We start from the raw sequence: 25,458 nt of genomic DNA on the forward strand, positions 1-25,458 counted from the left end.
ACAACATTTTAAGGACTTCGTAAAGTGGTATCTTTTTCTGAATAGCAATGATGGAATTATTATGAAAAACAAATGACCAGAATCATACGATTCTGGTCATTTGTTCTAATATAATACCAACCAATTTTGGCATCATTACCGTAAATGGGATGAACGGCTGCCAGAGGGCGGTCGGCGGAGATGACCGGATGGAGGGCGCATGCGCCCGCGGCAGGAAGCCCGGACCGCGACCGGACGCAACAGAGCGAACGGGGCACAACAGGGCCAACAGAACAGGACACAGTAGAACGCGACGGGACGCAACCGGACATAACGGCACCGGACATGCTGAAAATGCCAAAAAACGCGGCGACGAGGCGGAGGCATTCCGCCGGCGGCATCCTGTCACGGCGGCGGCCTGTCGCGCCGCCGCGCTGCCGGGCACAAAAAAGGCAGGAACCCTTGTGGGTTCCTGCCTTTATTCCGTACCGTTGCACCTACCTCCCGGCGATGCGGCAGTATTTGTCGTAACGGCCGATCACATCCTTCACGTAAGCCAGCGTCTGCTGGCTGCCGGTGAAGCGGCCGCACTTGACGACTTCGTTCTGATAGTACTCGGGCTCCGCCTTCAGCTGAAGGTAACGGGCCACCACCTCCCAGGAGTTCGGGTTCTCGCCATGTAGGCGGGCCAGACGCCGGGCATCGCTCACATGGCCGATGCCGCTGTTGTAGGAGGCAAGGATGATGCTCATCCGATCCGTCTCGGGAGTGCTCTCCGGGAGGCGGAGAATCGACTGAATCTCCGACATCAGCTTGTTCGCAAGCCAGACGTTGGTCTCGGGATCGGCGATCGACTCCATCGGGACGTCGAACTGGCGCGCCACCGAAGGCATGATCTGCATCAGGCCGCGGGCGCCGCTGCGCGAGGTGATGTCGGGCGTGAAGCGCGATTCATGGTAGGCAATGGCGCTCATCAGACGCCAGTCGTGCCCTTCGCGCTCGCTGACGCGGCGAATCAGGTCGTCATAGGCCGAAATGACAGGTGCCTTTGTCGTCTCCGCAGGCACTGCGGCTGTCAGGATTCCGGCGGTCGTGTCCAGCGGCATGTCTTCCGTCTCGGGTGCGCTGAACTTGGCATTGAAGCCGTAAAAAGTGGTTAGTGTTGTTAAGAACGCAAACGTCAATACCGTTTTCTTCAACATAAATGATTGCTTTGCGGGCAGCTTACACCGCGCAGAACAATACGCTAATCATAGAATCCCCATGAGATGCCGAGTTTGAACATGCCCGGATTGAGCGGGTAACCCGCCGCCGAAAAATAGGCTCCGTTGCCGAACAAACCCTTGTTCAGGTGCTGATATTTCACGAATATCCGCATTCTCTTCCACTTTCCCATCACGTAGGCATCGACGTAGGGATAGTTCCCCACTTCGAACTCACGCTGGTTGTAGAACACCGACAGTGCCGGATTGTAACCGGGCGCATAATACATCGTATTGTAACGTCCGTCCAGTCCGATCTGCAGGCGCAGTACGTCGCGCACGACCCAGAACTCGTAATAATACGAAAGGAAGGCGCTCAAAAGCGGAACGGGTACAACTTCCTGATCCGTACTCCACTGCAACAATACCCTGTTGTCCAAATGAAATCCGCCGAAGCGGAAATCCTTGCGGGCATACACACCCGTGAGGCTTACGCTGCCGCTCTTCTGGGCCACGTTGCTGTCCGACGCATAGTAGATCTTGTCGGTCGCGACGCTTTGCCAGGCCCCTGCCTCGAAGGCATAGTCGGGGACGGAAAACTTCACCTCGAAACGGGTTTCAGTCTCCTTGTTCAAAGGAGTGGACCACACATAGTGGTTCGAAAAAAGATTCTCCTGCCAGTAGTTCGGCGAGCGGCGGTCCATCGAGAACCGCCCTTCGAGAATCAGGGGATGTCCGCGGAGAAAGCCCGTCAGCGCCAGGTGGGCGCCGAGCGAGAGGTCTCCGCCTCTGTACCCCGACGGGTAGAACTTCATGTTCGCGTCCCAGTCGACGTACTTCTTTATCTTGCCGTCGACCGATCCGTAGAAGAAGTAACTGGTCTTCCTGACCTTCGTATACTTCCCGGAGAGGAAATCGTCGGGCTTGAACTGCGAGTAGGTATGCAGATCGACGCCGATGCCGCCGTCGATCGTGCCGACCACGCCGTTGCGGTCCCACGGCTGTGCCTGCACGAAGAGCCGGTTCGAGATGCGCCGCTCGTAGATCGAGTCGCGCGTCTGCTCGGGGTTGATGAACCAGTTGGCGTAGTACTCATAGGTCGCCGGCACGAAATTGCCCTCTTCGTCGCGGTGGTCGCGCTCGTCGGTGTACGACGCCCGGATGTCGGAATAGACCTTGCTCCAGGAGCTGTATTCGAACGAGTGACCGATGTAGATTGCCGGAAGGCCCGCCATCGAGAAATCGTAGTCCGTCAGCCGTGCCAGCGGGATGCCGTAGGACTGCGTGATGAAGAAGGCGTTGTTGCGGTAGGTGTTCTGCGCCTGGGCGTCGGCCAGCTTCATCGGCACACCCGACGGCAGGTCGTAGACCGTGTCGGCGATGGCCCATTCGCCCACGACGCCGCCGTTCTCCTGCTGCTCGATGTGGTTGTTGTAGAACCCCGCATGCACCGAATAGCGCTTGCCCGTGTGGCTCACGGCCAGCGAAAGGTTGTGGTTCTTGGTCCGCGACCAGATGTACTGGCCCTTCGTGCCGCGCGACTTGTAGTCGACGTTGAAGCCCGTCGTCGGGGAGACGTTCTGCGCCACCATGATGCCGAAGTTCTCCTCGCGGTAGCGCTTCTGGCCCGACTCGGCGTAGTTCATGCGGATGAGCGGCCGCTTGGTGTTGTAGAACGGCACGTTCTCCATGTCGTAGGTATACGCGTAGTAGGGACTCGCAAACATGAAATCAAAGAACTGCGGCCTCCGAAAGTAGTTCAGCGGCATGGAAGCCTGTCCGAGCGCGCCCTGGGCGATGTCGCCCACATCCTCGCGGTAGAACGGATAGTCGATCCGGTAGTCGGTCAGCATCGTGTCGAGCGTTCCGATCTCCACGCGGTTGTAGTCGCGCCGCACGTGCCACATGAAGTTGTCGAGCGCACGGATCGAATCGCTGAAAAAGTACGATTCGAGCGGCTTGCGGATCTTCCGCTCCTTCTTGGTCGTATCCTGCGGCGTCTGTCCCTCGGCATTCTCCTCTCCGGTCTGCTCGTAGGGGTTGCCGCCGTAAAGGCTCGTCGACTCGCCGCGCTGCTGTGCGCGCATCAGGTCGCTGGCATCGAAGTGCTGCGCACGCAGCGCAGCGGGCAGCGCCAGACAGCACCCGACGAAGAGCGTCAGCAGTATGCGTTTCGACAATCGCGACATGTCAATGGGCGGAAAACCGCGGCAAAGGTAATTAAAATTTTTTAATTATGCAAGTCACCCTTTCCCACAACCCGTTGCGCGGCACATCATGCCCCAGCGGATGGCCGAGATGAGGATGTAGGCGAGGATGATCGCCGGCACGGCGTAGAGGCGCAGGATGGCGATCAGCGCGACGGCCAGCAGCAGGAAGAGGTAGCGCACCTGGTTTCCGCGCCAGCCGAAGCCGCGGAACTTGAGGGCGAACATCCGAACGGGCGACACGAGCAGCCAGGCCATGAGCGGCATGATGCAGATGAGCACGGGACCGCCGAAATCGAATCCCGTGCGGGCGCTGATGAGGCCCAGCGAGGTGAAGAAGAGGGCGTTGGCCGGGGTGGGCAGGCCGCAGAACTCCTCGTGCTGCGTCTCGTCGATGTTGAACTTCGCCAGGCGCAGGGCCGAGAAGGCGGCCAGCAGGAAGCTCGCAAAGGCGTAGACGTACAGCAGCAGGGTCTGCTCTTCGGTGAACGAGCGCGTGGTCATCACGTAGAGCACGGCGGCGGGCACGGCGCCGAACGAGACGACGTCGGCCAGCGAGTCGAGCTGCAGTCCGATCGGGGAGCTCTGCCCGAGCAGGCGCGCGACGAAGCCGTCGAAGAAGTCGAACACGGCAGCCAGCACCACGAACCAGAAGCTCCATTCGAGGTTGCCGTACTTGAGTGCCGAGACCAGAGCGAACGTGCCGCAGAGCAGGTTCGAGAGGGTCAGCATGTTGGGGATGGTGAACAGTCTGATCTTCATCGTCGCGCAAATTTAATTCCGCATCAGGGGGCAAAGTTACTAAAATATTTTTATCTTTGTAGAACGTAACGCTATATTCTAACTCATGGACAGCAACAAATATTGTGTCATCATGGCGGGCGGCATCGGCACGCGCTTCTGGCCCAAGAGCCGGCAGTCGATGCCCAAACAGTTCCTCGACATCCTGGGTACGGGAAAGTCCTTCATCCGCCAGGCCTACGAACGTTTCGCAAGAATCGTCCCGCCGGAGAACTTCCTGGTGGTGACCAACGACCGATACAAGTCGCTCGTGCTGGAGCACATCCCCGAGATCGAGGCGTCGCAGGTGCTCTGCGAGCCCGTGGGGCGCAACACGGCCCCCTGCATCGCCTATGCGGCCTACACGCTCATGAAGCGCGACCCCGAGGCGCAGATGATCGTGACGCCGTCGGACCACCTGATCCTCAACGAGGAGGATTTCCTCGCCATCATCGGCGAGTGCCTCGACTTCGCCGAGCGGCACGACGCCCTGATGACCGTGGGCATCAAGCCCACACGTCCGGAGACGGGATACGGCTACATCCAGGTTTCGGACTCGCAGCCCATCAGCAAGGTCAAGTGCTTCACCGAGAAGCCCGACCTCGAGCTGGCGCAGACCTTCATCCAGTGCGGCGAGTTCTTCTGGAACTCGGGCATCTTCATCTGGAAGGTCCGCAACATCATCGAGGCCTTCGAGAAGTACCTGCCCGAACACCACCAGCTCTTCAGCGGCGTGATGCACGCCGCGGGCACCGACGCCGAGCGCAACATCATCGAGATCGCCTTCTCGGAGTGCCGCGCCATCTCGATCGACTACGGCATCATGGAGAAGGCCGACAACGTCTACGTGCGCTGCGGCGAGTTCGGCTGGAGCGACGTCGGCACGTGGGGCTCGGTCTACCAGCACTCGCGCAAGGACCGCTACGCCAACGCCATTCCCCCGGAGGGGTGCTACCTCTACGATACGCGCTCGTCGATCGTCTCGCTCCCGAAGGGGAAGATCGCCGTCATCAGCGGTCTGAAGGAGTACATCGTCGTCGACACGGACGACGTGCTGCTGATCTGCCCGCGCGCCGAGGAGCAGAACATCAAGAAATTCATCGACGAGGTGAAGTTCCACAACGGAGACAAACACATCTGACATGTCCGATACGCCGAAGGGCCCCGTGGCCTTCCGATACAACGCCGCCGCCTACGACAGCGGCATCATCCGCCGCGAAGAGGGGGTCTGCGACGTCTGCGGCCGGCCGCGCGAATGGTTCTACACGGGAGCGGTCTACTGCGCGGGCCCGGCGCCGCACGTCTGCGCCGAGTGCCTTCACAGCGGCGAGGCGGCCCGCAAGTTCGACGCCACGTTCGTGACGCGCGGGAGCCGGCTGGTCACCGACCCCGCAAAGGCCGACGAACTCTACCACCGCACGCCGGGCTACCCGAGCTGGCAGGGGGACTTCTTCCCCTACTGCTGCGACGACTACTGCACCTTCCTCGGGGACGTGGGCACCGAGGAGCTCGAAGCGATGGGCATCGCCGACACCGTCTTCGCCGACTACGAGGAGCGGGGCGGCAATCCGCACGTGCGGGAGGTGCTCCAGGCCGTGGGCGAAACGGCCGGCTACCTCTTCCGCTGCCTCCACTGCGGGGCCTACCACCTCTACGTCGACCGGGAATAACCACACACCATACCGGGACGCTTCCGACCGCAAAAAGGGAGCGTCCCTTTTTCAACAAGAGGGAGCATCCCTTTTTCAATTTTTGCTGTCATGTCACCACTCTACGAACTGTTCCGGACCTGCGCGTGCGTCTCAACCGACACGCGGCGCATCGTGCCCGGCTCGATCTTCTTCGCGCTGCACGGCGCGACCTTCGACGGCAACCGCTTCGCCGCCGAGGCGCTCGACAAGGGGGCGGCATACGCCGTCGTGGACGACCCCGCGGCCGCCACGGACCCGCGCATGCGCCTCGTGCCCGACACGCTGCGCGCCCTGCAGGAGCTGGCGCGCGAACACCGCCGCGCGCTGGGCATCCCGATCCTCGCCATCACGGGCAGCAACGGCAAGACGACGACCAAGGAGCTCGTGAGCCGCGTGCTGGCCGAACGCTTCACGGTCCACGCCACGCAGGGCAACCTGAACAACCACATCGGCGTGCCGCTGACGCTGCTGGCAATGGATGCCCACACGCAGTTCGGCGTCGTGGAGATGGGGGCGAGCGCCTGCGGCGAGATTGCCCTGCTGGCCTCGATCGCCGAGCCCGACTACGGGCTGCTGACCAACGTCGGGCGCGCCCACCTCGAGGGCTTCGGCGGCCCGGAGGGGGTGCGGCGCGGCAAGGGCGAGCTCTACGACCGGCTCGCCGCAACGGGCGGCTGTGCCTTCGTGCGCAGCGACGACGCCGTGCTGGCGTCGATGGCCGACGAGCGGCCGACACTCCGCACGGTGCGCTACACGGCCGCGCTGGCCGACGGCTACGAACACCACCTTGAGGGTGAGTACAACCGCTTCAACGTCGCCGCGGCCATCGCCGTGGGACGCCACTTCGACATCCCCGACGAGCGCATCCGCCGCGCCATCGCCGGATATGTCCCCGACAACAACCGCTCGCAGCGCATGCAGACCGGCCGCAACACGCTCATCGTCGACTGCTACAACGCCAATCCGTCGAGCATGCACGCCTCGGTGGGCAACTTCCTCGCCGAGCCGCTCCGCGGCCGCCCGCACCGTGTGCTGATTCTGGGCGACATGCTCGAGCTGGGCGTCTGGTCCGGGGAGGAGCACCGGCAGGTCATCCTCCAGGCGGCACAGGACGCCTCGGCAGAGCTGCTGCTCGTGGGCGGCGAGTTCGCCCGCGCCTACGCCTCGCTGCCCGAACCGCGACCGGCCGCACGCCTCTACCCCTCGTGTGCGGAGCTCGCCGAAGCGCTCACCGCCGCACCGCTGCACGACGCGCTGATTCTCGTCAAGGCCTCGCGCGGCATCGGGCTGGAACGTATCGTCGACAAACTCTGAAAAACAACGCATTATGAAACGACTGCTTTACGGACTCTGCACCCTGCTGACGGTGGCGACGATCCTTCGCACCGCCGCACAACCCGCCGAAACACCCCCGACACCCGCACCCGGAAGCGCTGCGGCTGCCGCAACGACCTCGACCACCCCGACTTCTGCCTTCGAGAAGCGTCCCGTCGCACTCGAACGCGACTTCGGCCGTCTCTACGGCACGCTGACGGTGCCCGCCCGCGGGGCGGAGACCGCCGTGCTGCTGATTGCCGGGTCGGGCCCGACGGACCGCGACGGCAACAACCGGCTGGGCATCCGCAGCGACTGCTACCGCCTGCTGGCCGAGGAGCTGACCGCGGCGGGCTACGCCGTGCTGCGCTACGACAAGCGGGCCATCGGCACGAGCGTGCTCGACGACCCGACCCAGCTTCCGGAGCTGACCTTCGACCAATACATCGACGACGCCGCGGCGCTGGCCGACTACCTCGCCGGCGAGGGCTTCCGCCGCGTGGTGCTCGCGGGCCACAGCGAGGGGGCGCTCATCGCGTCGGTCGCCGCACAGCGCTCGCCTGCCGTCGCAGGCATCATCTCGCTCTGCGGCGCCGGCTACCCGATCGACGAGGTGCTCCGCCTGCAGCTGGCCGGGCAGCTCGTTCCGGCGCACATGGAACTCTTCGTCGAGGTTGAGCAGATCATCGCCTCTCTCAAGCGGGGCGAACGGGTCGACATGACCTACCACACGCAGGGACTGCAGGCGCTCTTCAGCCCCGGTGTGCAGCCCTTCATCATCTCGCAGATGCGCTACGACCCGCGGCAGGAGCTGCGCAAGGCGCAGGTTCCGGTGCTGATCGTCGGCGGCGGCAACGACCTGCAGGTTCCTGCGGACAATGCCGAAACGCTCGCCGCGGCACGCCGCGACGCCCGGAAGTGCATCATCCCCGGCATGGCGCACACGCTCAAGGCGTGCGCCGAGACGACCCTCGAAGGGCAGCTCCGCACGGCCTACGGCGACCCGACGCTGCCCCTCGCCCCGGAACTCGTGCCTGCCCTCACGGAATTTCTCGGCGGGCTGTGACAAATCACGGCCCACAGCCACCCGGGCAGCCGCAAATCCCGACGGCCGTGTCCGAGACGCCCGCCGCGCCTCATTCAGAAACACGCTCCGCGCAACAGAAAAGCCCCGTTTTCTCAACCGAAACGGGGCTTTTGCGACGGTTTTACCAAATATTTTGCTATTTTTGCACAAACTATAAAAAATCCTATCCGATCATGACACTCAACGAATACCAGCAGCACGCCCTCGAGACGGCCATCTATCCCGACGACCGCCGCATCATCTACCCCACGCTCGGACTCACGGGCGAAGCGGGCGAAGTGGCCGACAAGGTCAAAAAGGTGATCCGCGACGCCCACGAGGAGTTCACGCCCGAGCGGCGGCTGGAGATCGTCAAGGAGATCGGCGACGTGCTGTGGTACTGCGCCACGCTCTCGCGCGACCTGGGCTACGAACTCGAAGAGGTAGCGCAGATGAACGTCGACAAGCTTCGCTCGCGCATGCAGCGCCACCTGATCTCGGGCGACGGCGACAACCGCTGACGCCGCCGGAAGAGAGAGGGGGGGGGCATTGACCCGCCGCCGGACCGCCGCCCGGCACCGGACGTTTCCCGTGAAAAGGAGAGCCGCCGAAGCCCGAAGACCCGGAGCCGGATGCCGTCCGCGGCCGGAGCCGGAACAGCAAGACCCGGGGCCGGAACAGCAAGGCCCGGGGCCGGAACAGCGGAAAGGCCGGGACCGGGAAACCGGGAATCGGACAGGTCCGGAACTCCGGAACACCCGATCCGCGGAGCGCCCGGAACTTCCGAGCCCCCGGAAATCCGGAAAACACGGAGTTCCGCCCCGATCCGGGCAATGCGCCCCGACAAAAAGAACCACCAGAATCAGAAAAAAACCTGAAAATCCAGACAACAGACATGGAACCCGAAAAAATCCAGACATCGCTGCCCGAAAACGCCTACCGCGAGCTCAAGCCGGGCGAAACCTACACCCCGCTGATGCCCGCCTCGGCGACGCCCCGCGAGGTAACGCCCTACTCGGTCACGATGGGCGTCGTGATGGCCATCATCTTCTCGGCCGCGGCCGCCTTCCTCGGCCTGAAGGTCGGACAGGTCTTCGAGGCCGCCATTCCCATTGCCATCATCGCCGTAGGCATGGGCAACGTCCTGGGCAAGAAGAACATGCTCGGACAGAACGTCATCATCCAGTCGATCGGCGCCTCGTCGGGCGTAATCGTCGCAGGTGCGATCTTCACCCTCCCGGCACTCTACATCCTGGGGCTCGACGCCGCCTTCTGGCAGGTCTTCCTCTCGTCGCTCTTCGGCGGCCTGCTGGGCATCGTCCTGCTCATCCCCTTCCGCAAGTACTTCGTCAAGGAGATGCACGGCAAGTACCCCTTCCCCGAGGCCACCGCGACGACCGAAGTGCTCGTCTCCGGCGAGAAGGGCGGCAACCAGGCCAAGCTGCTCGCCGTGGCGGGTCTCGTGGGCGGTCTCTACGACTTCGTGGTCGGCACGTTCGGCCTCTGGACCGAGGGCATCTCAACGCGCATCTGCGCCTGGGGACAGGTGGCGGCCGACAAGTTCAAGGTGGTCTTCGGGCTCAACACCTCGGCCGCCGTGCTCGGCCTGGGATACATCATCGGACTCAAGTACGCCATGATTATCACCGCAGGCTCGTGCCTCGTGTGGTTCGTCATCGTGCCGGTGGTCGGCTCGCTGGCCCAGGCGCTCGACCCCGCGGCGCTGGCTTCGCTGCTGGGCGTCACCAACAAGGAGCTGCTGGCCGACCCCTCGGCGCTGCTCACGGCCGAGAACCTCTACGCCTTCATCGGCAAGCCGATCGGCATCGGCGGCATCGCCATGGCCGGCATCATCGGCATCGTCCGCCAGTCGAAGATCATCCGCCAGGCCGTCGGGCTCGCCGTCTCGGAGTTCGGCAGCGGCAAGGGCGCCGCAGCCGCCACGGAGCGCACGCAGCGCGACCTGACGATGAAGCGCATCCTGACGATTCTCATCTCGACGCTCGTCTGCGTCTTCGTCTTCTTCCACTTCGGGCTGCTCGACGGCTGGGTACAGTCCGTCACGGCGCTGCTCATCGTCTTCGTCATCGCCTTCCTCTTCACGACGGTGGCCGCCAACGCCATCGCCATCGTCGGCACGAACCCCGTTTCGGGTATGACGCTCATGACGCTCATCCTCTCGTCGCTCGTGCTCGTCTCGGTAGGGTTGAGCGGCACGACGGGCATGACCGCCGCACTCATCATCGGCGGCGTGGTCTGCACGGCCCTCTCGATGGCCGGCGGCTTCATCACCGACCTGAAGATCGGCTACTGGCTCGGCACGACGCCCCGCAAGCAGGAGATATGGAAGTTCCTCGGCACGTTCGTCTCCGCGGCCACGGTTGCCGGCGTGATGATCATCCTCAACAAGACCTTCGGATTCACCGGCGAAGGGGCGCTCGTGGCCCCGCAGGCCAATGCCATGGCGGCCGTCATCCAGCCGCTGATGACCGGAGGCCAGACCCCGTGGATGCTCTACTTCTGCGGCGCGGCCCTCGCGCTGGTGCTCACGGCCATCGGTGTCCCGGCCCTCGCCTTCGCGCTGGGCATGTTCATCCCCATGGAGCTCAACGCCCCGCTGGTCGTCGGCGGTCTGGTCGCCTGGTTCGTCTCGAACCGCTCGAAGGATGCCGCCCTGAACAAGGCCCGCTTCGACCGCGGCACGCTCATCGCCTCGGGCTTCATCGCCGGCGGTGCGCTGATGGGCGTGGTAAGTGCCCTGCTGAAGTTCGCCGAGGTAGACTGGTACCTCTCCGACTGGGCTGCATCGAACGCCGCCGAGTGGGTGGGTCTTGCAATGTACGTGGCGATCATCTGCTACTTCACCTGGCACACGCTGCGCGCGAAAAAGGAGGAGTAACGATACCCGCAGACGAAAATATGCGCTGAAAATGCGTTAACGGCACACAGGATTTGTCAAGAACACCGTTTCTGTCGTAGACGCGCATCGAAACAGACAATACGGAACCGGCCCGCCGCACGGCAGGCCCTCCCCTCGGGAGGGGTTTGGGGCGGGGGTCGGATTTGCGGAGACGCGGCACGCCGTGAAAACGGCGGCCGGACATGTACAGACAATGAAAATTCAATAAAACAACAAGGATATGGACCTGAAAGAGAGATTTCTGAAATACGTCTCCTACGACACGCAGTCGTCGGAGGAGAGCATGACCTTCCCCTCGACCGAGAAGCAGAAGGTGCTGCTCGAGGCCCTGCGCGACGAAATGCAGACGCTGGGCATGACCGAGGTGACGATGGACCGCTACGGCTACGTCATGGGCACGGTGCCCGCCTCGAAGGGGTATGAGAACGCCCCGGTCATCGGCTTCATCGCCCACGTCGACACGTCGCCCGACATGAGCGGCAAGGATGTCAAGCCCCGCATCGTCGACGAATACGACGGCGGCGACCTGGTGCTCAACGGCCACCTGACGATGCGCGTCGAGGAGTTCCCCGAGCTGGCCTTCTTCAAGGGCCACACGCTCATCCACACCGACGGCACGACGCTGCTCGGCGCCGACGACAAGGCCGGCGTGGCCGAGATCATGACCGCCGCGGAGTACCTGATGGCCCATCCCGAGGTCAAGCACGGCAAGATACGCATCGGCTTCACGCCCGACGAGGAGGTGGGGCGCGGCGTGGACTTCTTCGACGTCAAGGCCTTCGGCGCCGACTTCGCCTACACGGTGGACGGCGGCATGGAGGGAGAGCTCGAATACGAGAACTTCAACGCCGCAAGCGCCAAGATCGAGATTCAGGGCCGCAACGTCCACCCGGGCTATGCCAAGAACAAGATGATCAACGCGCTGGACGTGGCGTGCGAGCTGCAGTCGCTGCTGCCCGCGGCCGAGCGTCCGCAGTACACCGAGGGCTACGAGGGCTTCTACCACTGCGTCGGGCTGAACGGCACGGTCGAGAAGGCCTCGATAAGCTACATCATCCGCGACCACGACAGCGACCGCTTCGAGCAGCGCAAGGTCTTCATGTGGGCCGTCGTCGACCTGCTCAAGAAGAAGTACGGCGACAGCGTGCTGACGCTCACGCTCAAGGACCAGTACTTCAACATGCGCAAGATGGTCGAGCCGCACCCGCAGGTGATCGACAAGGCCCTCCGGGCGATGGAGCAGGCCGGCGTGAAGCCCCTCGTAAGGCCGATCCGCGGCGGTACGGACGGCGCGCGCCTCTCGTTCATGGGGCTGCCCTGCCCGAACCTCTTTACCGGCGGCATGAACTTCCACGGCAAGTTCGAGTACTGCTCGCTCACGACCATGCGCAAGGCCCAGCAGGTGATCCTGAACCTCGCGCAGCTCTGGGCCGAGTAGACCGGACACAACCCATGCGGCGGACGGCGGCGCACAGCCTCCGCCGCCGCTTCCACAAGCAACATACGACATGGACAACTACGGATTTCTGAAAGTGGCGGCCGCGGTGCCGCGCGTGAAGGTCGGCGATTGCACCTGGAACGCCTCGCGCCTGGCGGCGCTGGCTGACGAGGCGGCGCAACGCGGCGTGGAGATCGTCGTCTTCCCCGAACTCGCCCTGACGGGCTACACGTGCGGCGATCTGCTGCAGCACGGCTCGCTGCTCGACGCCGCGGACGAAGCCTTCAAGGAGCTGGTACGCACGACACGCAAACTGCCCCTGACGCTCATCGCCGGCATCCCCCTGCGCCACGGCTCGACGCTCTACAACTGTGCCGCGGTCTTCACGCAGGGCCGCGTGCTGGGCGTCGTACCCAAGAGCTACATCCCCGACTACTCGGAGTTCTACGAGAACCGCTGGTTCGCCTCGGGCGCCGGCATCTCCGGCGAGCAGATCGCCGTGGCCGGGCAGCAGGCCGACTTCGGCGCCGACCTCACGTTCGAGGTCAACGGCACGGAGTTCGGCGTGGAGCTCTGCGAGGACCTCTGGACGGCCATACCGCCCTCGTCGCAGCTGGCGCTCAACGGCGCGAAGGTGATCTTCAACCTCTCGGCCTCGCCCGAGGCCGTGGGCAAGCACGCCTACCTGCGGCAGCTCGTGGCCCAGCAGTCGGCCCGCACCATCGCGGGCTACGTCTACTGCTCGGCGGGCTTCGGCGAATCCTCGACCGACCTGGTCTTCGCCGGAAACGGCCTCATCGCCGAGAACGGCCGCATCCTGCGCGAGATGCCGCGCTTCCAGCTCGACGAGCAGCTGCTCGTCGCCGACCTCGACATCGAACGCCTCGACCACGAACGCCGCCGCAACACCTCGTTCCGCATGAACGCCGGGGCGACGGAGAACACGGTCATCGAGATGGAGATACCCGAAGGGCTGCGGGCCGCGGCGCTCGACCGCGACATCGACCCCATGCCGTTTGTCCCGCAGGACGAGCAGCACCGCAGCGAACGGTGCGAGGAGATCTTCCAGATTCAGTCGCACGGCCTCGCGCGGCGGCTCGAACACACGGGGTGCAAATGCGCCGTCGTGGGCATCTCGGGCGGGCTGGACTCGACGCTGGCGCTGCTCGTGACGGCCCGCACGTTCGACAAGCTGGGGCTCGACCGCGCGGGGATTCTCGGCATCACGATGCCGGGCTTCGGCACGACGGACCGCACCTACCGCAATGCGCTGGAGCTGATGCGCGGGCTGGGCGTCACGGTGCGCGAGATACCGATCCGCGACGCCTGCATGCAGCACTTCCGCGACATCGGGCTCGACCCCGAGGACCGCTCGGCAGCCTACGAGAACAGCCAGGCGCGCGAGCGCACGCAGATACTCATGGACGTGGCCAACATGGAGGGCGGGCTGGTCATCGGCACGGGCGACCTCTCGGAGCTGGCGCTGGGATGGGCGACCTACAACGGCGACCAGATGTCGATGTACGGCGTCAACGCCTCGATTCCCAAGACGCTGGTGCGCCACCTCGTCCGGTGGGCCGCCGACACCGAGCGCGACGCCTCGACGCGCGCCACGCTGCTCGACATCATCGACACGCCGGTGAGCCCCGAGCTGCTGCCCGCCGACCCGCAGGGGCACATCGCACAGAAGACCGAGGACCTGGTCGGGCCCTACGAGCTGCACGACTTCTTCCTCTACAACCTCGTCCGCGCGGGATACGGGCCCGCCAAGACGCTCTTCCTGGCCGAGCAGGCCTTCCGCGGCAGCTACGACCGGGCGACGATCCTCAAATGGTTACGCACCTTCGTGCGCCGCTTCTTCACCCAGCAGTTCAAGCGTTCGGCCATGCCCGACGGCCCGAAGGTCGGTACGCTGACCCTCTCGCCGCGCGGCGACTGGCGCATGCCTTCGGATGCCTCGGCCGCGGCGTGGATGCGCGAAATAGAAACACTTTGACAGCCTTGAACATGAAACGGATTCTCATACTTGTCGCCCTGCTCGCGCTCGCCATTCCGGGCGCGCAGGCGCAGAACTGGCTCGACGCCCTGAAAAAGAGCGCCACGACGGCCGCCGACAAGGCCACGGGCGGCAAACTGACCGAAATGGCCCTCTACGGCACGTGGACCTATGCCCGGCCGAGCGTGAAGTTCGAGGGCGAGGGGCTCTCGGCCAACTTCAGCGGTTCGATTGTCGAGACGCTGATCGTCGACCAGCTGGCGAAAATCTACGCCAAGGGCGGTCTGGAGGCGGGCAAGGGGACGCTCACCTTCACCAAAAAGGACAACGCGGTCACCGCCGCGTTCGGTACCCACAAGATCGAGGGCAGCTATGTGTTTGACGCCGAGAGCCACGACATCACCTTCAGCCTGGCGGACGGCAAAATATCGTTGAGCGCGGTCCCGAGCCGCGCCTACCTGAACGGCAGCGAGCTGACGATCGTCTTCCCCGTCAAACGGCTTATGGAGATCATCCAGCAGCTGGGCGACAAGATCGAAAGCAGCAACCTCGAAACCCTGTCGGCCGCCGCCTCGCTCCTGTCGCAGTACGACAACGCCTACGTCGGCTTCGCCTTCTCGAAATAGCACGGCGGCAAAGCCCCCGGCACGAAATTTTTTTCGACTTTTTTTCAATGACGGATTCCACGCGGATCCGTCATTTTTCGTTACGAACTGGCAACCCGCCGTCCGGCAGGCCGTCCGAATCGTAAGCAAAGGCGGCGGAATCGGATAATAAGATATTTTACGAAATTATTAAAGGATTTGCAAAACAGCGGAACATGTCTTAAATTTGGATTCGCAAGCCTAACAATCCCTAAAAAATACGCGTTATGAACGAACAGGCCCGTCAGTATGTCGAAGAGTTCATGAGCCGGCTCATCGCCCGCAATCCGGGTGAACCGGAGTTCCACCAGGCCGTCCGCGAGGTGGCCGAATCGCTGGCCCCGCACATCGTCGCCAGTCCCGTCCTGCTGAAGATGAAGATTCTGGAGCGCATCGCCGAACCCGAGCGCATCGTCATCTTCCGTGTGCCGTGGCTCAACGACAGGGGCGAAATCGAAATCAACCGCGGCTACCGCGTCCAGATGAACAGCGCCATCGGCCCCTACAAGGGCGGCATCCGCTTCCACCCCTCGGTGAACCTCTCGATCCTGAAGTTCCTCGCCTTCGAGCAGACCTTCAAGAACAGCCTCACGACCCTGCCCATGGGCGGTGCGAAGGGCGGCTCGGACTTCGACCCCAAGGGCAAGTCGGACAACGAGGTGATGAAGTTCTGCCAGTCGTTCATGACCGAGCTCCAGCGCCACATCGGGCAGGACACGGACGTCCCGGCCGGCGACATCGGCGTCGGCGGACGCGAAATCGGCTTCCTCTTCGGGCAGTACAAGCGGCTACGCGACGAATTCTCCGGCACGCTCACCGGCAAGGGCCGCGACTGGGGCGGCAGCCCGCTGCGCCCCGAAGCCACGGGATACGGCACCTGCTACTTCGCCGAGGAGATGCTCGCAACGCGCGGCGAGAGCCTGCGCGGCAAGAGGGTCTGCATCTCCGGCTCGGGCAACGTCGCCCAGTATGCCTGCCAGAAGGCCTCGCAGCTCGGAGCCCGCGTGGTGACGCTCTCCGACTCGTCGGGCTTCATCCACGACCCCGAGGGGATCGACGCCGCGAAACTCGACTACGTCATGGAGCTCAAGAACATCTACCGCGGCCGCATCCGCGAATATGCCGACCGCTACCCGTCGGCGACCTACCACCCCGGGCAGCGCCCGTGGGGCATCGCATGCGACGTCGCCATGCCGTGCGCCACGCAGAACGAGCTGAACGGCGACGAGGCGCAGACGCTCGTCGACAACGGCTGCCGCTGCGTGGTCGAGGGGGCCAACATGCCCTCTACGCCCGAGGCGATCCGCATCTTCCAGCAGCACCGCCTGCTCTACGCCCCGGGCAAGGCGGCCAACGCCGGCGGCGTGGCCACCTCGGGGCTCGAAATGACCCAAAACTCCATGCGCCTGACGTGGACGCCCGAGGAGGTCGACGAACGCCTGCACGCCATCATGCGCAACATCCACGAGGTGTGCGTGCGCTACGGCACACAGGAGGACGGCTACGTCAACTACGTCGCGGGGGCCAACATCGGCGGCTTCATGAAGGTGGCCAACGCCATGCTGGCACAGGGCTGCGTATAGCCGCCCGCCCGACGGACACCGGCTTCCGCCGAAACGGACAAAGGCCTCCGCCGCAGCGGAGGCCTTTGCCATAATAATACGGAGAGGAGCTCTCCGCGCGGAGGCCCGGGATCAGAGGAACAGCACCGCCAGCACGGTGACGACGAAGCCGCCGCAGAAGCCCGCAAGGACCTGCGCGGCGTTGTGGCAGCCGAGGTAGAGGCGCGCCGAAGCCAGGGCGCCCGCAAGCAGGATCGCCACCATGAGCGGGATCATCATGTTGCCCACGCCCAGGATGTTCATCACCACGAGCAGCGCCACGACGGCCCCCATGCCCGTCAGGTGGAGGCTGATCTTCCAGTAGCCCGACACGACGAGGCACATCACCTCGCAGCAGGCCGCCGCGAGCATGAACTTGCGCAGGAAGGCGGCCGAGGGGATCCGGGCGATCGTGATGGCGCAGAGCACATAGCAGATCGCCCCGATGAGCAGCGGCAGCAGCCGCTCGCGCCGTTCGTCGACCCGGTAGCTCGAGATGCGGCCCAGCGAGCGCAGCACGCCGAGCGACAGCGCCGGGATGACGATCGCATAGAGGACGACCACCCAGAGCAGATAGCACTTCACCCCGGTCGAATAGTGTGCGAAGACGGTCAGCGTCAGCAGCACGACGATCATGTAGAGCGGCAGGACGAAGGGGTGCAGCACCCACGAGAGTCCGTGGGCCAGTTTCTTCTTGTAGTTGTTCATCGTCAGATTTGCTTGCGCAGGCGCGCCACGGGGATGCCGAGCATCTCGCGGTACTTGGCCACCGTGCGCCGCGCGATGCGGTATCCCTTGGCATTGAGGATGTCCATGAGCGTCTCGTCGGTCAGCGGATGGCGCTTGTCCTCCTCGTCGATGCACTCCTGCAGAATGTGCTTGATCTCATAGCTCGACACCTCTTCGCCCGACTCGGTCTGCATGGCCTCCGAGAAGAGCGACTTGAGCAGGATGATGCCGAACTGCGTCTGCACGTACTTGCTGTTCACGACGCGCGAGATGGTCGAGACGTCGAGCCCCGTGCGGTCGGCGATGTCCTTGAGGATCATTGGGCGCAGCTTCGAGCGGTCGCCGTCCTTGAAATACTCCTGCTGGTAGTCGAGAATCGTCTGCATCGTGCGCATGAGCGTGTCGTGGCGCTGCTTGATGGCCGAGATGAACCACTTGGCCGAGTCGATCTTGCTCTTGACGAACTGCACGGCGTCGCGGTCCTTCTCGCGCACCTTGCCGTCGGGGCCGACCATGTCGCGGATCATCTCCACGTAGCGGCGGTTGATCCGCACCTCGGGGACGTTGTAGGAGTTGAGCGAGAGCTGGAAATGGCCGTCCTGGTAGTCGAGGATGAAGTCCGGGATGATGTAGGGCGTCGTATCGGTGCCCCCCTCGGCATAGAGGTTCCCGGGCTTGGGCGACAGGTGCCTAATCTCGGCGATCGCCTCGCGGAACTCCTCCTCGGAGACCTGCAGCCGCGCGATGAGCTTCTCGTAGTGTTTCTTGACGAACTCGTCGAAATAGGAGGTCAGAATCCGGCGGGCCAGGCGCCGTGCCGGCGTGTCGGACGGCAGCTGATCCATCTGCAGGAGCAGGCACTCCTGCAGGTTGCGCGCCCCGACGCCCGCGGGCTCCAGCTCGTGGATCACGCCCAGCACCCGTTCGAGCTCCGCGGCCGTGGTTTCGATGCCGACCGTAAAGGCGATGTCGTCGGCCACCGACTCCAGGTCGCGCCGCAGGTAGCCGTCCTCGTCGAGGCTGCCGACCAGGTAGACGGCCAGCCGCTGCTCGCGCTCGGGAAGGTTGCGGTAGCCCAGCTGCTCGATGAGGTACTCCTGCAGCGAGCGTCCCTCGGTGAGGTAGACCGGGCGCTGCTTGTCGTCCTTCGAGTAGTTGTTGATCCGGCTCTTGTACGAGGGGGTCTCATCCTCGCGCAGGTACTCGTCGACGGAGATCTCCTGGGGCTGCTGCTCCTCGTCCTCCGTCCTGCGCTCCTCCTCTTCCAGCACGATGTTGTTCTCGATCTCCTGTTTGATGCGCTGTTCGAGCTGCACGGTGGGCAGCTCGAGCAGCTTGATCATCTGAATCTGCTGCGGAGAGAGCTTCTGTTGCAGCGAAAGTACCTGTTTCTGATTGATTGCCATAAAGCGGGGTCCAAATTAAGAATTGCAGCATTCCAATTTGGTCTCTTCATCGATTCGGGTTCGGGGGGGGGTACACGGCTAAAAATCGGCGTGCAGGGGCGTGCGCGGGAAGGGCTGCACGTCGCGGATGTTCATCAGTCCGGTCACGAACATCAGCAGGCGGTCGAAGCCCAGGCCGAAGCCCGAGTGGGGAGCCGATCCCCAGCGGCGCGTGTCGAGGTACCACCAGATATCCTTCTCGTTCATGCCCAGCTCCTTGACGCGGGCCGAGAGCTTGCCGTAGTCGGCCTCGCGCTCCGAGCCGCCGATGATCTCGCCGATCTTCGGGAAGAGGACATCCATCGCGCGCACGGTCTTGCCGTCGTCGTTCTGCTTCATGTAGAAGGCCTTGATCTGCTTGGGGTAGTTGATCAGGATCACCGGACGCTTGAAGTGCTCCTCGACCAGGTAGCGCTCGTGCTCCGACTGCAGGTCGCAGCCCCAGTCGCACGGGAACTCGAACTTGCGGCCCGAAGCCTTCAGAATCTCGATGCCCTCGGTGTATTCCAGCCGCTTGAAGTCGTGATCCACGACAAAGCGCAGGCGGTCGAGCAGCTCCTTGTCCCACATCTTGTTCAGGAACTCGAGGTCCTCCATGCAGTTGTCCAGCGCATACTGGATCAGGTACTTGAGGAACGCCTCGGCCAGCTCCATGTTGTCCTCCAGGTCGTAGAAGGCGGCCTCGGGCTCGATCATCCAGAACTCCGAGGCGTGGCGCGGCGTATTGGAGTTCTCGGCGCGGAACGTGGGGCCGAACGTGTAGATGCGGCCCAGCGACAGGGCGCCCAGCTCGCCTTCGAGCTGGCCCGAGACGGTCAGGTTGCACGACTTGCCGAAGAAGTCCTGCGTGTAGTCGACCCGGCCATCCTCCGTGCGGGGCAGGTTGTTCAGATCGAGCGTCGTCACCTGGAACATGGCGCCGGCACCCTCGCAGTCCGACGCGGTGATGATCGGCGTATGGAAGTAGTAGAAGCCATTCTTGTGGAAGAACTCGTGGATGGCCCACGCCATGGCGTGGCGGATGCGGTAGACCGCGCCGAACGTATTGGTGCGGGGACGCAGGTAGGCGATCTCACGCAGGAACTCGAGCGAATGGCCCTTCTTCTGCAGGGGGTAGGTATCGGGATCGGCCGTGCCGTAGATCTCGATGCGCTCGGCCTGCACCTCGACGCCCTGCCCCGCCCCGGGCGAAGCCACGAGCCGTCCGTCGACACGGATGCAGGCGCCCGTCGTAACGGGCTTGAGCTGCTCCTCGGCGATCTTCGACAGGTCCACGACCACCTGGATGTTGCCCACGCACGACCCGTCGTTCAGGGCGATGAAGGCCACGTTCTTGTTGCCGCGCTTCGTGCGCACCCAACCTTTGACGACAATGTCGGTGTCGACGGCACCCGACTTCAGAATCTCAGCAATTCTCGGCGTTTTCATGTATGATCGATTTTGTATTTGTTGCACATGCAAGGTTTTCCGAATTGACAAAGTTAGCTATTATTTGCGATTTGGCAAAAAAAAAGTACCTTTGTCCGATCCCAAACGAATGCACGCAATGAAACGAACGATATTGCTCCTTGCGGCACTCCTTGCGGCGGCGGGCGCCGCAGCCCAGGAGGCCGGCCGCATCTTCCGCACCGAGGCCGTACCCTACGACCTGCGCCGGGACGCCGAGCGGGGCGACCGCGCGAAATCGGGCCACACGATCGACTTCCGCCCCGGGATGGTCTCCGCCTCGGACCGCTCGTTCGTCGTCGGGCAGCGCGTTGACATCCCCTATGTCTGGACCGACGGGGTCGTCGGCCTGCACCTCGAGAATGTCCGCTCGGCCTACACGCTGCGGGTCAACGACTGCGAGGTGGCGCGCGTCGAGGACCCCTCGACCCCGGCGGAGTTCGACCTCACGGAGAGCATCCGGCAGGGGACGAACGACATCCGGCTGGAGCTGCGCGACAGCGGCGCCGAACGCATCAACACCGCGCCGACGACGCGCGAGGCCTTCTCCGGGAGCTACCTCTATTACCAGAACAAACGCTCGATCCGCGACTTCGAGATCGCGCTGGTCGCCGACACGGCCGGGCGCCGCTTCGGCATGCTCGACCTGAAGATCATCGCCCGAAACGCGTTCAACTACGACGAGAGCGTGACGGTCGGGTTCGACATCTACTCGCCGCAGGGCAAGCTGCTCGAATTCAACATGAAGGAGGTGACGATCCCGGGCCGCTCGACCGACACGGTACGTTTCAGCCCCTACATCTACGGCACCTACGACAACGTCTGGTCGGCCGACCGCCGCAACCCGCCCCTCTACCGCGTGATGCTCTTCACGCGGCGTGACGGCGCCTACAAGGAGTACATGCCCCTGCGCATCGGCTTCGGCCGCGCCGAGCTCGTCGACGGCCGCCTCATGCGGCTGGGCCGCGAGCTGCAACTCTCAACGGCCCCGTGCAACGCCGCGGCCGATCGCGCGACGACGCGCCGCGAGCTGCTGGCGCTCAAGGTGGCCGGGAAAAACACCGTCTGCCCCGACTGTCCGCAGCCGGCCTGGTTCTACGAGCTCTGCGACGAGGTGGGGCTCTACGTCATCGACCGGGCCAACATCAACGCCCCGGACGGGCGCACGAACCGCGCCGTGGGCGGCACCCCCTCGAACGACCCGGCGCTGGCCGACGAGTACCTCGAGCGCGTCAAGGCGATGTACTACCGCTCGCGCAACTTCACCTGCGTCGTTGCCTATGCCCTGGGCGGCCCCTCGGGCAACGGCTACAACATGTACAAGGCCTACGAGTGGCTGAAATCCGTCGAACACGACCGGCCGGTGATCTACGAGGATGCCGACGGCGAGTGGAACTCGGACCTTTGACGAAGGTGAAAGGTGAAAAGTAAAAAGTAAAAGAAGTAACAAGCGGGAGGCCGCGGGGCGGCAAAAGAGCGCAACCGACATGACCATCGAACTGATCCTCATCGGCAAGACCGACTCGAAGGAGATCGCGTCGCTCATGGAGCTCTACGTGCGGCGGGTGAACCACTACTGCCGCTTCGCCGTCACGACGCTGCCCGACGTGCGCAACACGCGCAGTCTGACCGAGCGGCAGCAGCGCACGGCCGAGGGCGAGGCGATCCTGCGCCAGCTGCGCGACGGCGATTACGTCGTGCTGCTCGACGAGCGGGGCGAGGAGATGCGCTCCGTGGAGTTCGCGGCATGGCTCCAGAAACGCCTCAACAGCGGGCTCCGGCGCCTCGTGCTCATCATCGGCGGCCCCTACGGCTTCTCGGAGGAGGTCTACGGCAGGGCCGACGGCCGGCTGTCGCTCTCGCGCATGACCTTCTCGCACCAGATCATCCGGGCGATCTTCGCCGAGCAGATCTACCGCGCCTTCACCATCCTCCACAACGAACCCTACCACCACGAATGACCATGCCGCAGCGTCCCGCCATTGCCGTCCTCACGCCCAACATCCTGACGGGTCTCGGGTTGAAGGCCATTCTGGAGAAGGTCATCCCGATGGCCGACGTCGAGCTCTACGCCGACTTCGACTCCTTCGCCGAGGCCGGGCCGGAGCGCTTCTACCACTACTTCGTCGCCGCGGAGCTCTGCCCGGCGCATGCGGCGTTTTTCCGTGCGCAGCGCCACAAGGCCATCCTGCTGACCAACGGCGAACCCGGCCCCGCGCTGGAGGGGATGCACGCTATCGACGTCCGCACGAGCGAGGAGCGCCTCGTGCACGACCTGCTGCGCATGCACCACGGCGCCCATCCGCACGACCACGGTCCCCTGCCCGAGGCACCCGCCGCTCCGGCCCGGACGGCTGCCGCGCCCCTGACCGACCGCGAGACGGAGGTGCTCACGCTGCTGGCCCGCGGTCTGATCAACAAGCAGATCGCCGAGGAGCTCCACATCGGCCTCACGACGGTCATCACACACCGCCGCAACATCATGGAGAAACTCCGCGTGCGCTCGCTCGCCGAGCTGATCCTCCGCGCCGTGGCCGCCGGATACGTCGACGCCGGACGCCTCTGACCCCGCCGCTCGCCCCGCCGCTCTCCTCATAAATAAGGATTGCACGATCCGAAATAAATCCGTTACTTTGCACCCGGAACCAACGTCCCGATCCGTGTCGTACAAACTGCTGCTCATACCGCTCCTGCTGCTGCCCCTCACGCTCCCTGCGGCGCCCGGGTCACGCGGTGCGGCACATACGGGCGACGCCGGCCGCACGGAGACGGCAGCCGCCGCCACGACCTCGGGCATCGACGCCGCGGAGGCGGCCGACACGGTGATCGTGGTCGACAACGTGCAGGTGACGGCCATCAAGCAGGGGCTCGTGCTGCGTTCCGAACCCGTCGCGGCAACCATCGTCGGGAGCCGCGCCATCGAGCGGCAGCACGTCGACGCCCTGAAGAATCTCTCGCAATACGTCCCGAACTTCCACGCCCCGGACTACGGGTCACGCATGACCTCCTCGATCTACGTGCGCGGACTGGGCGCCCGCATCGACCAGCCCGTCGTGGGGCTCAACATCGACAACGTCCCGGTCCTGAACAAAAACAACTTCGACACGGAGATCGCCGACGCCGAGCGCATCGAGGTGCTGCGGGGCCCGCAGTCGACACTCTACGGCCGCAACACGATGGGCGGCGTGGTGAACATCTACACTCGCTCGCCGCTCACCTACGAGGGGGTGCGGCTGCTGACCGAATACGGCAGCGGCGGGACGTGGCGCCTGCGCGCCTCCTCCTACTGCCGGCTGACACCCGACCTGGGGATGTCCGTGACGGGCTACTACACCCGCACGGGCGGCTTCTTCGAGAACCTCGCGACGGGCGAGCCGTGCGACTGGGAGCGCATGGGCGGCGGCCGCTGGAAGGTGCAGTGGCGTAACGGCCGCGGCCTGCGCATCGACAACACGCTCTCCTTCTCGGTGCTCGAGCAGGGGGGATACCCCTATGCCTATGCGGGTGAGGAGCTTGTCGACGACGCCGGGCAGACGATCATCCGCCCGGGCGAAATCCGCTACAACGACCCCTCGGCCTACCGCCGCACGAGCCTCAGCAACGGACTCACCGTGCGTTACGACGCCGCACGTTACAGCGTCGCGTCGATCACCAGCTACCAGTACTCCGACGACTGCATGGACCTCGACCAGGACTTCCTGCCCCTGTCGTACTTCACGCTGCAGCAGGCGCTGCGCGAACACAGCGTGACCGAGGACCTGGTCTTCCGCTCGCGCGACGGCGGACGCTACGGCTGGCTCGCCGGGCTCTTCGCCTTCTACCGCCACGGCCACATGGAGGCTCCGGTGCACTTCAAGCGCACGGGCATCGAGCGGCTCATCCTCGACAACGCCAACGAGCATCTCGGCCCGATCTGGAACGAGCACTACGACAGCGACATGCAGGAGCTGCCGCTGCTCTCCGACTTCCGCAATCCGGTCGTGGGCGGAGCGCTCTACCACGAATCGACGCTCCGGCTGGGGCGCTGGCGCCTGGCTGCCGGCGTGCGTGTCGACGTCGAACACACGGCGCTGCGCTACCGCTCGCAGGCCGAGATGGACTACACGATCTACCGCGAGGGGGCCGAGCCGCAGCCGGCCACCGTCTCGATCGACGAGCGCAACCGCATCGCGCACACCTATTGGGAGGTGCTGCCGAAGCTCTCGGCGACCTACGCCTTCGACGAGGTGCGCAACCTCTACCTCTCGGTGGCCAAGGGCTACAAGGCCGGCGGCTTCAACACGCAGATCTTCTCCGACATCCTGAGCGAGAAGCTCAAGTGGCAGATGGCCGGCTCGCGCTACGACGAGCCCGACCTGATGTCCTACCGCCCCGAGCAGAGCTGGAACCTCGAGCTGGGCGGCCACTTCTCCTGCCTGGAGGGGGTCGTGCGGGGCGACTTCGCGCTCTTCTGCATCTTCGTGCGCAACCAGCAGCTCACGGTCTTCCCCGAGGGGCAGTCCACGGGGCGCATGATGACCAACGCCGGGCGCACGCGCTCGCTGGGCGGCGAGCTGTCGTTGCAGCTCTCGCCGTGGCGCACGCTCGATCTCAACCTCGCCTGCGGCTACACCGACGCCAGCTTCGTGCGCTACGACGACGGACAGCAGGACTATGCCGGGCGGCGCACCCCCTACGCCCCGCAGCACACCTTCGCGGCGCAGGCCGCCTGGACCATCCCGACGGGCGTGGCGTGGCTGGGCGACGTGGTCCTGCAGGGCGGCGTCAACGGCACGGGGCGCATCTACTGGAACGAGGAGAACAGCCGCACGGAGGCCCCCTACGCGCTGCTCGAAGCCTCCGTGCGCCTCGAACACCGCCGCTGGGCGCTCGACCTCTGGGGCCGCAACCTCGCCGACACGCGCTACGACCTCTTCTACTTCAAGTCCATGGGCAACGAGTTCGTGCAACGGGGACGTCCCCGCACCTTCGGAATAACCTTATCCATTCATATCGACTGA

The 25,458-nt window shown here is 64.3% G+C and carries 20 protein-coding genes; 14 read left to right on the forward strand and 6 right to left on the reverse strand.

Translation table 11 applies throughout. The features are described 5' to 3' along the window. Nucleotides 1-476: 476 nt before the first annotated feature. From Q1Y33_RS08470 to pssA, 3 genes are read right to left on the reverse strand one after another with little or no spacing between them, the layout of a single operon-like run. Nucleotides 477-1,181, reverse strand: a complete 705-nt coding sequence (locus tag Q1Y33_RS08470; protein WP_300799302.1) for a transglycosylase SLT domain-containing protein — start codon at nt 1,179-1,181, stop codon at nt 477-479. A 44-nt stretch (nt 1,182-1,225) separates the two neighbouring features. Beyond that, nucleotides 1,226-3,370: a putative porin gene (locus Q1Y33_RS08475; protein WP_300799303.1), complete on the reverse strand. Its 2,145-nt coding sequence runs from the start codon at nt 3,368-3,370 to the stop codon at nt 1,226-1,228. Between the two features lie 54 nt (nt 3,371-3,424). Then, nucleotides 3,425-4,150 (reverse strand): CDP-diacylglycerol--serine O-phosphatidyltransferase, encoded by a 726-nt coding sequence (pssA, locus tag Q1Y33_RS08480; protein WP_300799304.1) that lies wholly within the window; start codon nt 4,148-4,150, stop codon nt 3,425-3,427. A gap of 85 nt (nt 4,151-4,235) precedes the next feature. On the opposite strand from pssA, the gene Q1Y33_RS08485 reads away from it, so the two are divergent. The 10 genes from Q1Y33_RS08485 (at nt 4,236) to gdhA (ending at nt 16,820) form a co-directional block, all read left to right on the forward strand. Next, nucleotides 4,236-5,309 carry a mannose-1-phosphate guanylyltransferase gene (locus Q1Y33_RS08485; RefSeq protein ID WP_300799305.1) on the forward strand — a complete coding sequence of 358 codons (1,074 nt, stop codon included), beginning with the start codon at nt 4,236-4,238 and terminating at the stop codon, nt 5,307-5,309. A 1-nt stretch (nt 5,310) separates the two neighbouring features. Further along, nucleotides 5,311-5,838 (forward strand): CbrC family protein, encoded by a 528-nt coding sequence (locus tag Q1Y33_RS08490; protein ID WP_300799306.1) that lies wholly within the window; start codon nt 5,311-5,313, stop codon nt 5,836-5,838. A 90-nt stretch (nt 5,839-5,928) separates the two neighbouring features. Continuing rightward, nucleotides 5,929-7,173, forward strand: a complete 1,245-nt coding sequence (gene murF, locus Q1Y33_RS08495; protein ID WP_300799307.1) for a UDP-N-acetylmuramoyl-tripeptide--D-alanyl-D-alanine ligase — start codon at nt 5,929-5,931, stop codon at nt 7,171-7,173. A gap of 13 nt (nt 7,174-7,186) precedes the next feature. Continuing rightward, nucleotides 7,187-8,239: an alpha/beta fold hydrolase gene (locus tag Q1Y33_RS08500; RefSeq protein WP_300799308.1), complete on the forward strand. Its 1,053-nt coding sequence runs from the start codon at nt 7,187-7,189 to the stop codon at nt 8,237-8,239. 194 nt (nt 8,240-8,433) lie between these two features. Further along, the gene (locus tag Q1Y33_RS08505) at nt 8,434-8,760 is read left to right on the forward strand and encodes a nucleoside triphosphate pyrophosphohydrolase family protein (protein ID WP_300799309.1); all 327 of its coding nucleotides are present in this window, start codon (nt 8,434-8,436) and stop codon (nt 8,758-8,760) included. A gap of 374 nt (nt 8,761-9,134) precedes the next feature. Further along, nucleotides 9,135-11,138, forward strand: coding sequence for an oligopeptide transporter, OPT family (locus Q1Y33_RS08510; RefSeq protein ID WP_300799310.1), 2,004 nt, complete (start codon nt 9,135-9,137; stop codon nt 11,136-11,138). A 241-nt stretch (nt 11,139-11,379) separates the two neighbouring features. Then, complete coding sequence (gene pepT / locus Q1Y33_RS08515) at nt 11,380-12,597, forward strand: peptidase T (RefSeq protein WP_300799311.1); 1,218 nt, start codon at nt 11,380-11,382, stop codon at nt 12,595-12,597. Nucleotides 12,598-12,667: 70 nt separating this feature from the next. Continuing rightward, complete coding sequence (locus Q1Y33_RS08520; RefSeq protein WP_300799312.1) at nt 12,668-14,593, forward strand: NAD(+) synthase; 1,926 nt, start codon at nt 12,668-12,670, stop codon at nt 14,591-14,593. An 11-nt stretch (nt 14,594-14,604) separates the two neighbouring features. After that, nucleotides 14,605-15,219, forward strand: a complete 615-nt coding sequence (locus Q1Y33_RS08525) for a DUF4923 family protein (RefSeq protein WP_300799313.1) — start codon at nt 14,605-14,607, stop codon at nt 15,217-15,219. Nucleotides 15,220-15,464: 245 nt separating this feature from the next. Next, nucleotides 15,465-16,820, forward strand: a complete 1,356-nt coding sequence (gdhA, locus tag Q1Y33_RS08530; RefSeq protein ID WP_300799314.1) for an NADP-specific glutamate dehydrogenase — start codon at nt 15,465-15,467, stop codon at nt 16,818-16,820. Between the two features lie 111 nt (nt 16,821-16,931). On the opposite strand, the gene Q1Y33_RS08535 is transcribed toward gdhA, so the two are convergent. From Q1Y33_RS08535 to asnS, 3 genes are all read right to left on the reverse strand, one after another. Next, nucleotides 16,932-17,546 (reverse strand): hypothetical protein, encoded by a 615-nt coding sequence (locus tag Q1Y33_RS08535; RefSeq protein ID WP_300799315.1) that lies wholly within the window; start codon nt 17,544-17,546, stop codon nt 16,932-16,934. Between the two features lie 2 nt (nt 17,547-17,548). Continuing rightward, nucleotides 17,549-18,973 (reverse strand): RNA polymerase factor sigma-54, encoded by a 1,425-nt coding sequence (gene rpoN / locus Q1Y33_RS08540; RefSeq protein WP_295907633.1) that lies wholly within the window; start codon nt 18,971-18,973, stop codon nt 17,549-17,551. A 78-nt stretch (nt 18,974-19,051) separates the two neighbouring features. Further along, nucleotides 19,052-20,440, reverse strand: a complete 1,389-nt coding sequence (gene asnS, locus Q1Y33_RS08545; protein ID WP_300799316.1) for an asparagine--tRNA ligase — start codon at nt 20,438-20,440, stop codon at nt 19,052-19,054. A gap of 118 nt (nt 20,441-20,558) precedes the next feature. Between asnS and Q1Y33_RS08550 the strand changes: the two genes are divergently transcribed. From Q1Y33_RS08550 to Q1Y33_RS08565, 4 genes are all read left to right on the forward strand, one after another. After that, nucleotides 20,559-21,866, forward strand: a complete 1,308-nt coding sequence (locus Q1Y33_RS08550; protein ID WP_300799317.1) for a glycoside hydrolase family 2 TIM barrel-domain containing protein — start codon at nt 20,559-20,561, stop codon at nt 21,864-21,866. A 79-nt stretch (nt 21,867-21,945) separates the two neighbouring features. After that, on the forward strand, nt 21,946-22,419 hold the full coding sequence (gene rlmH, locus Q1Y33_RS08555; RefSeq protein WP_300799318.1) for a 23S rRNA (pseudouridine(1915)-N(3))-methyltransferase RlmH: 474 nt from the start codon (nt 21,946-21,948) through the stop codon (nt 22,417-22,419). Further along, a complete protein-coding gene (locus Q1Y33_RS08560) occupies nt 22,416-23,024 on the forward strand; it encodes a helix-turn-helix transcriptional regulator (protein WP_363322808.1) in 609 nt (202 codons plus the stop codon). The genes rlmH and Q1Y33_RS08560 overlap by 4 nt, the downstream gene beginning before the upstream one ends. Nucleotides 23,025-23,118: 94 nt before the next feature. Next, a complete protein-coding gene (locus Q1Y33_RS08565; protein WP_300799319.1) occupies nt 23,119-25,458 on the forward strand; it encodes a TonB-dependent receptor in 2,340 nt (779 codons plus the stop codon).

The sequence above is a fragment of the uncultured Alistipes sp. genome, assembly GCF_949296715.1.
Lineage (GTDB): Bacteria > Bacteroidota > Bacteroidia > Bacteroidales > Rikenellaceae > Alistipes.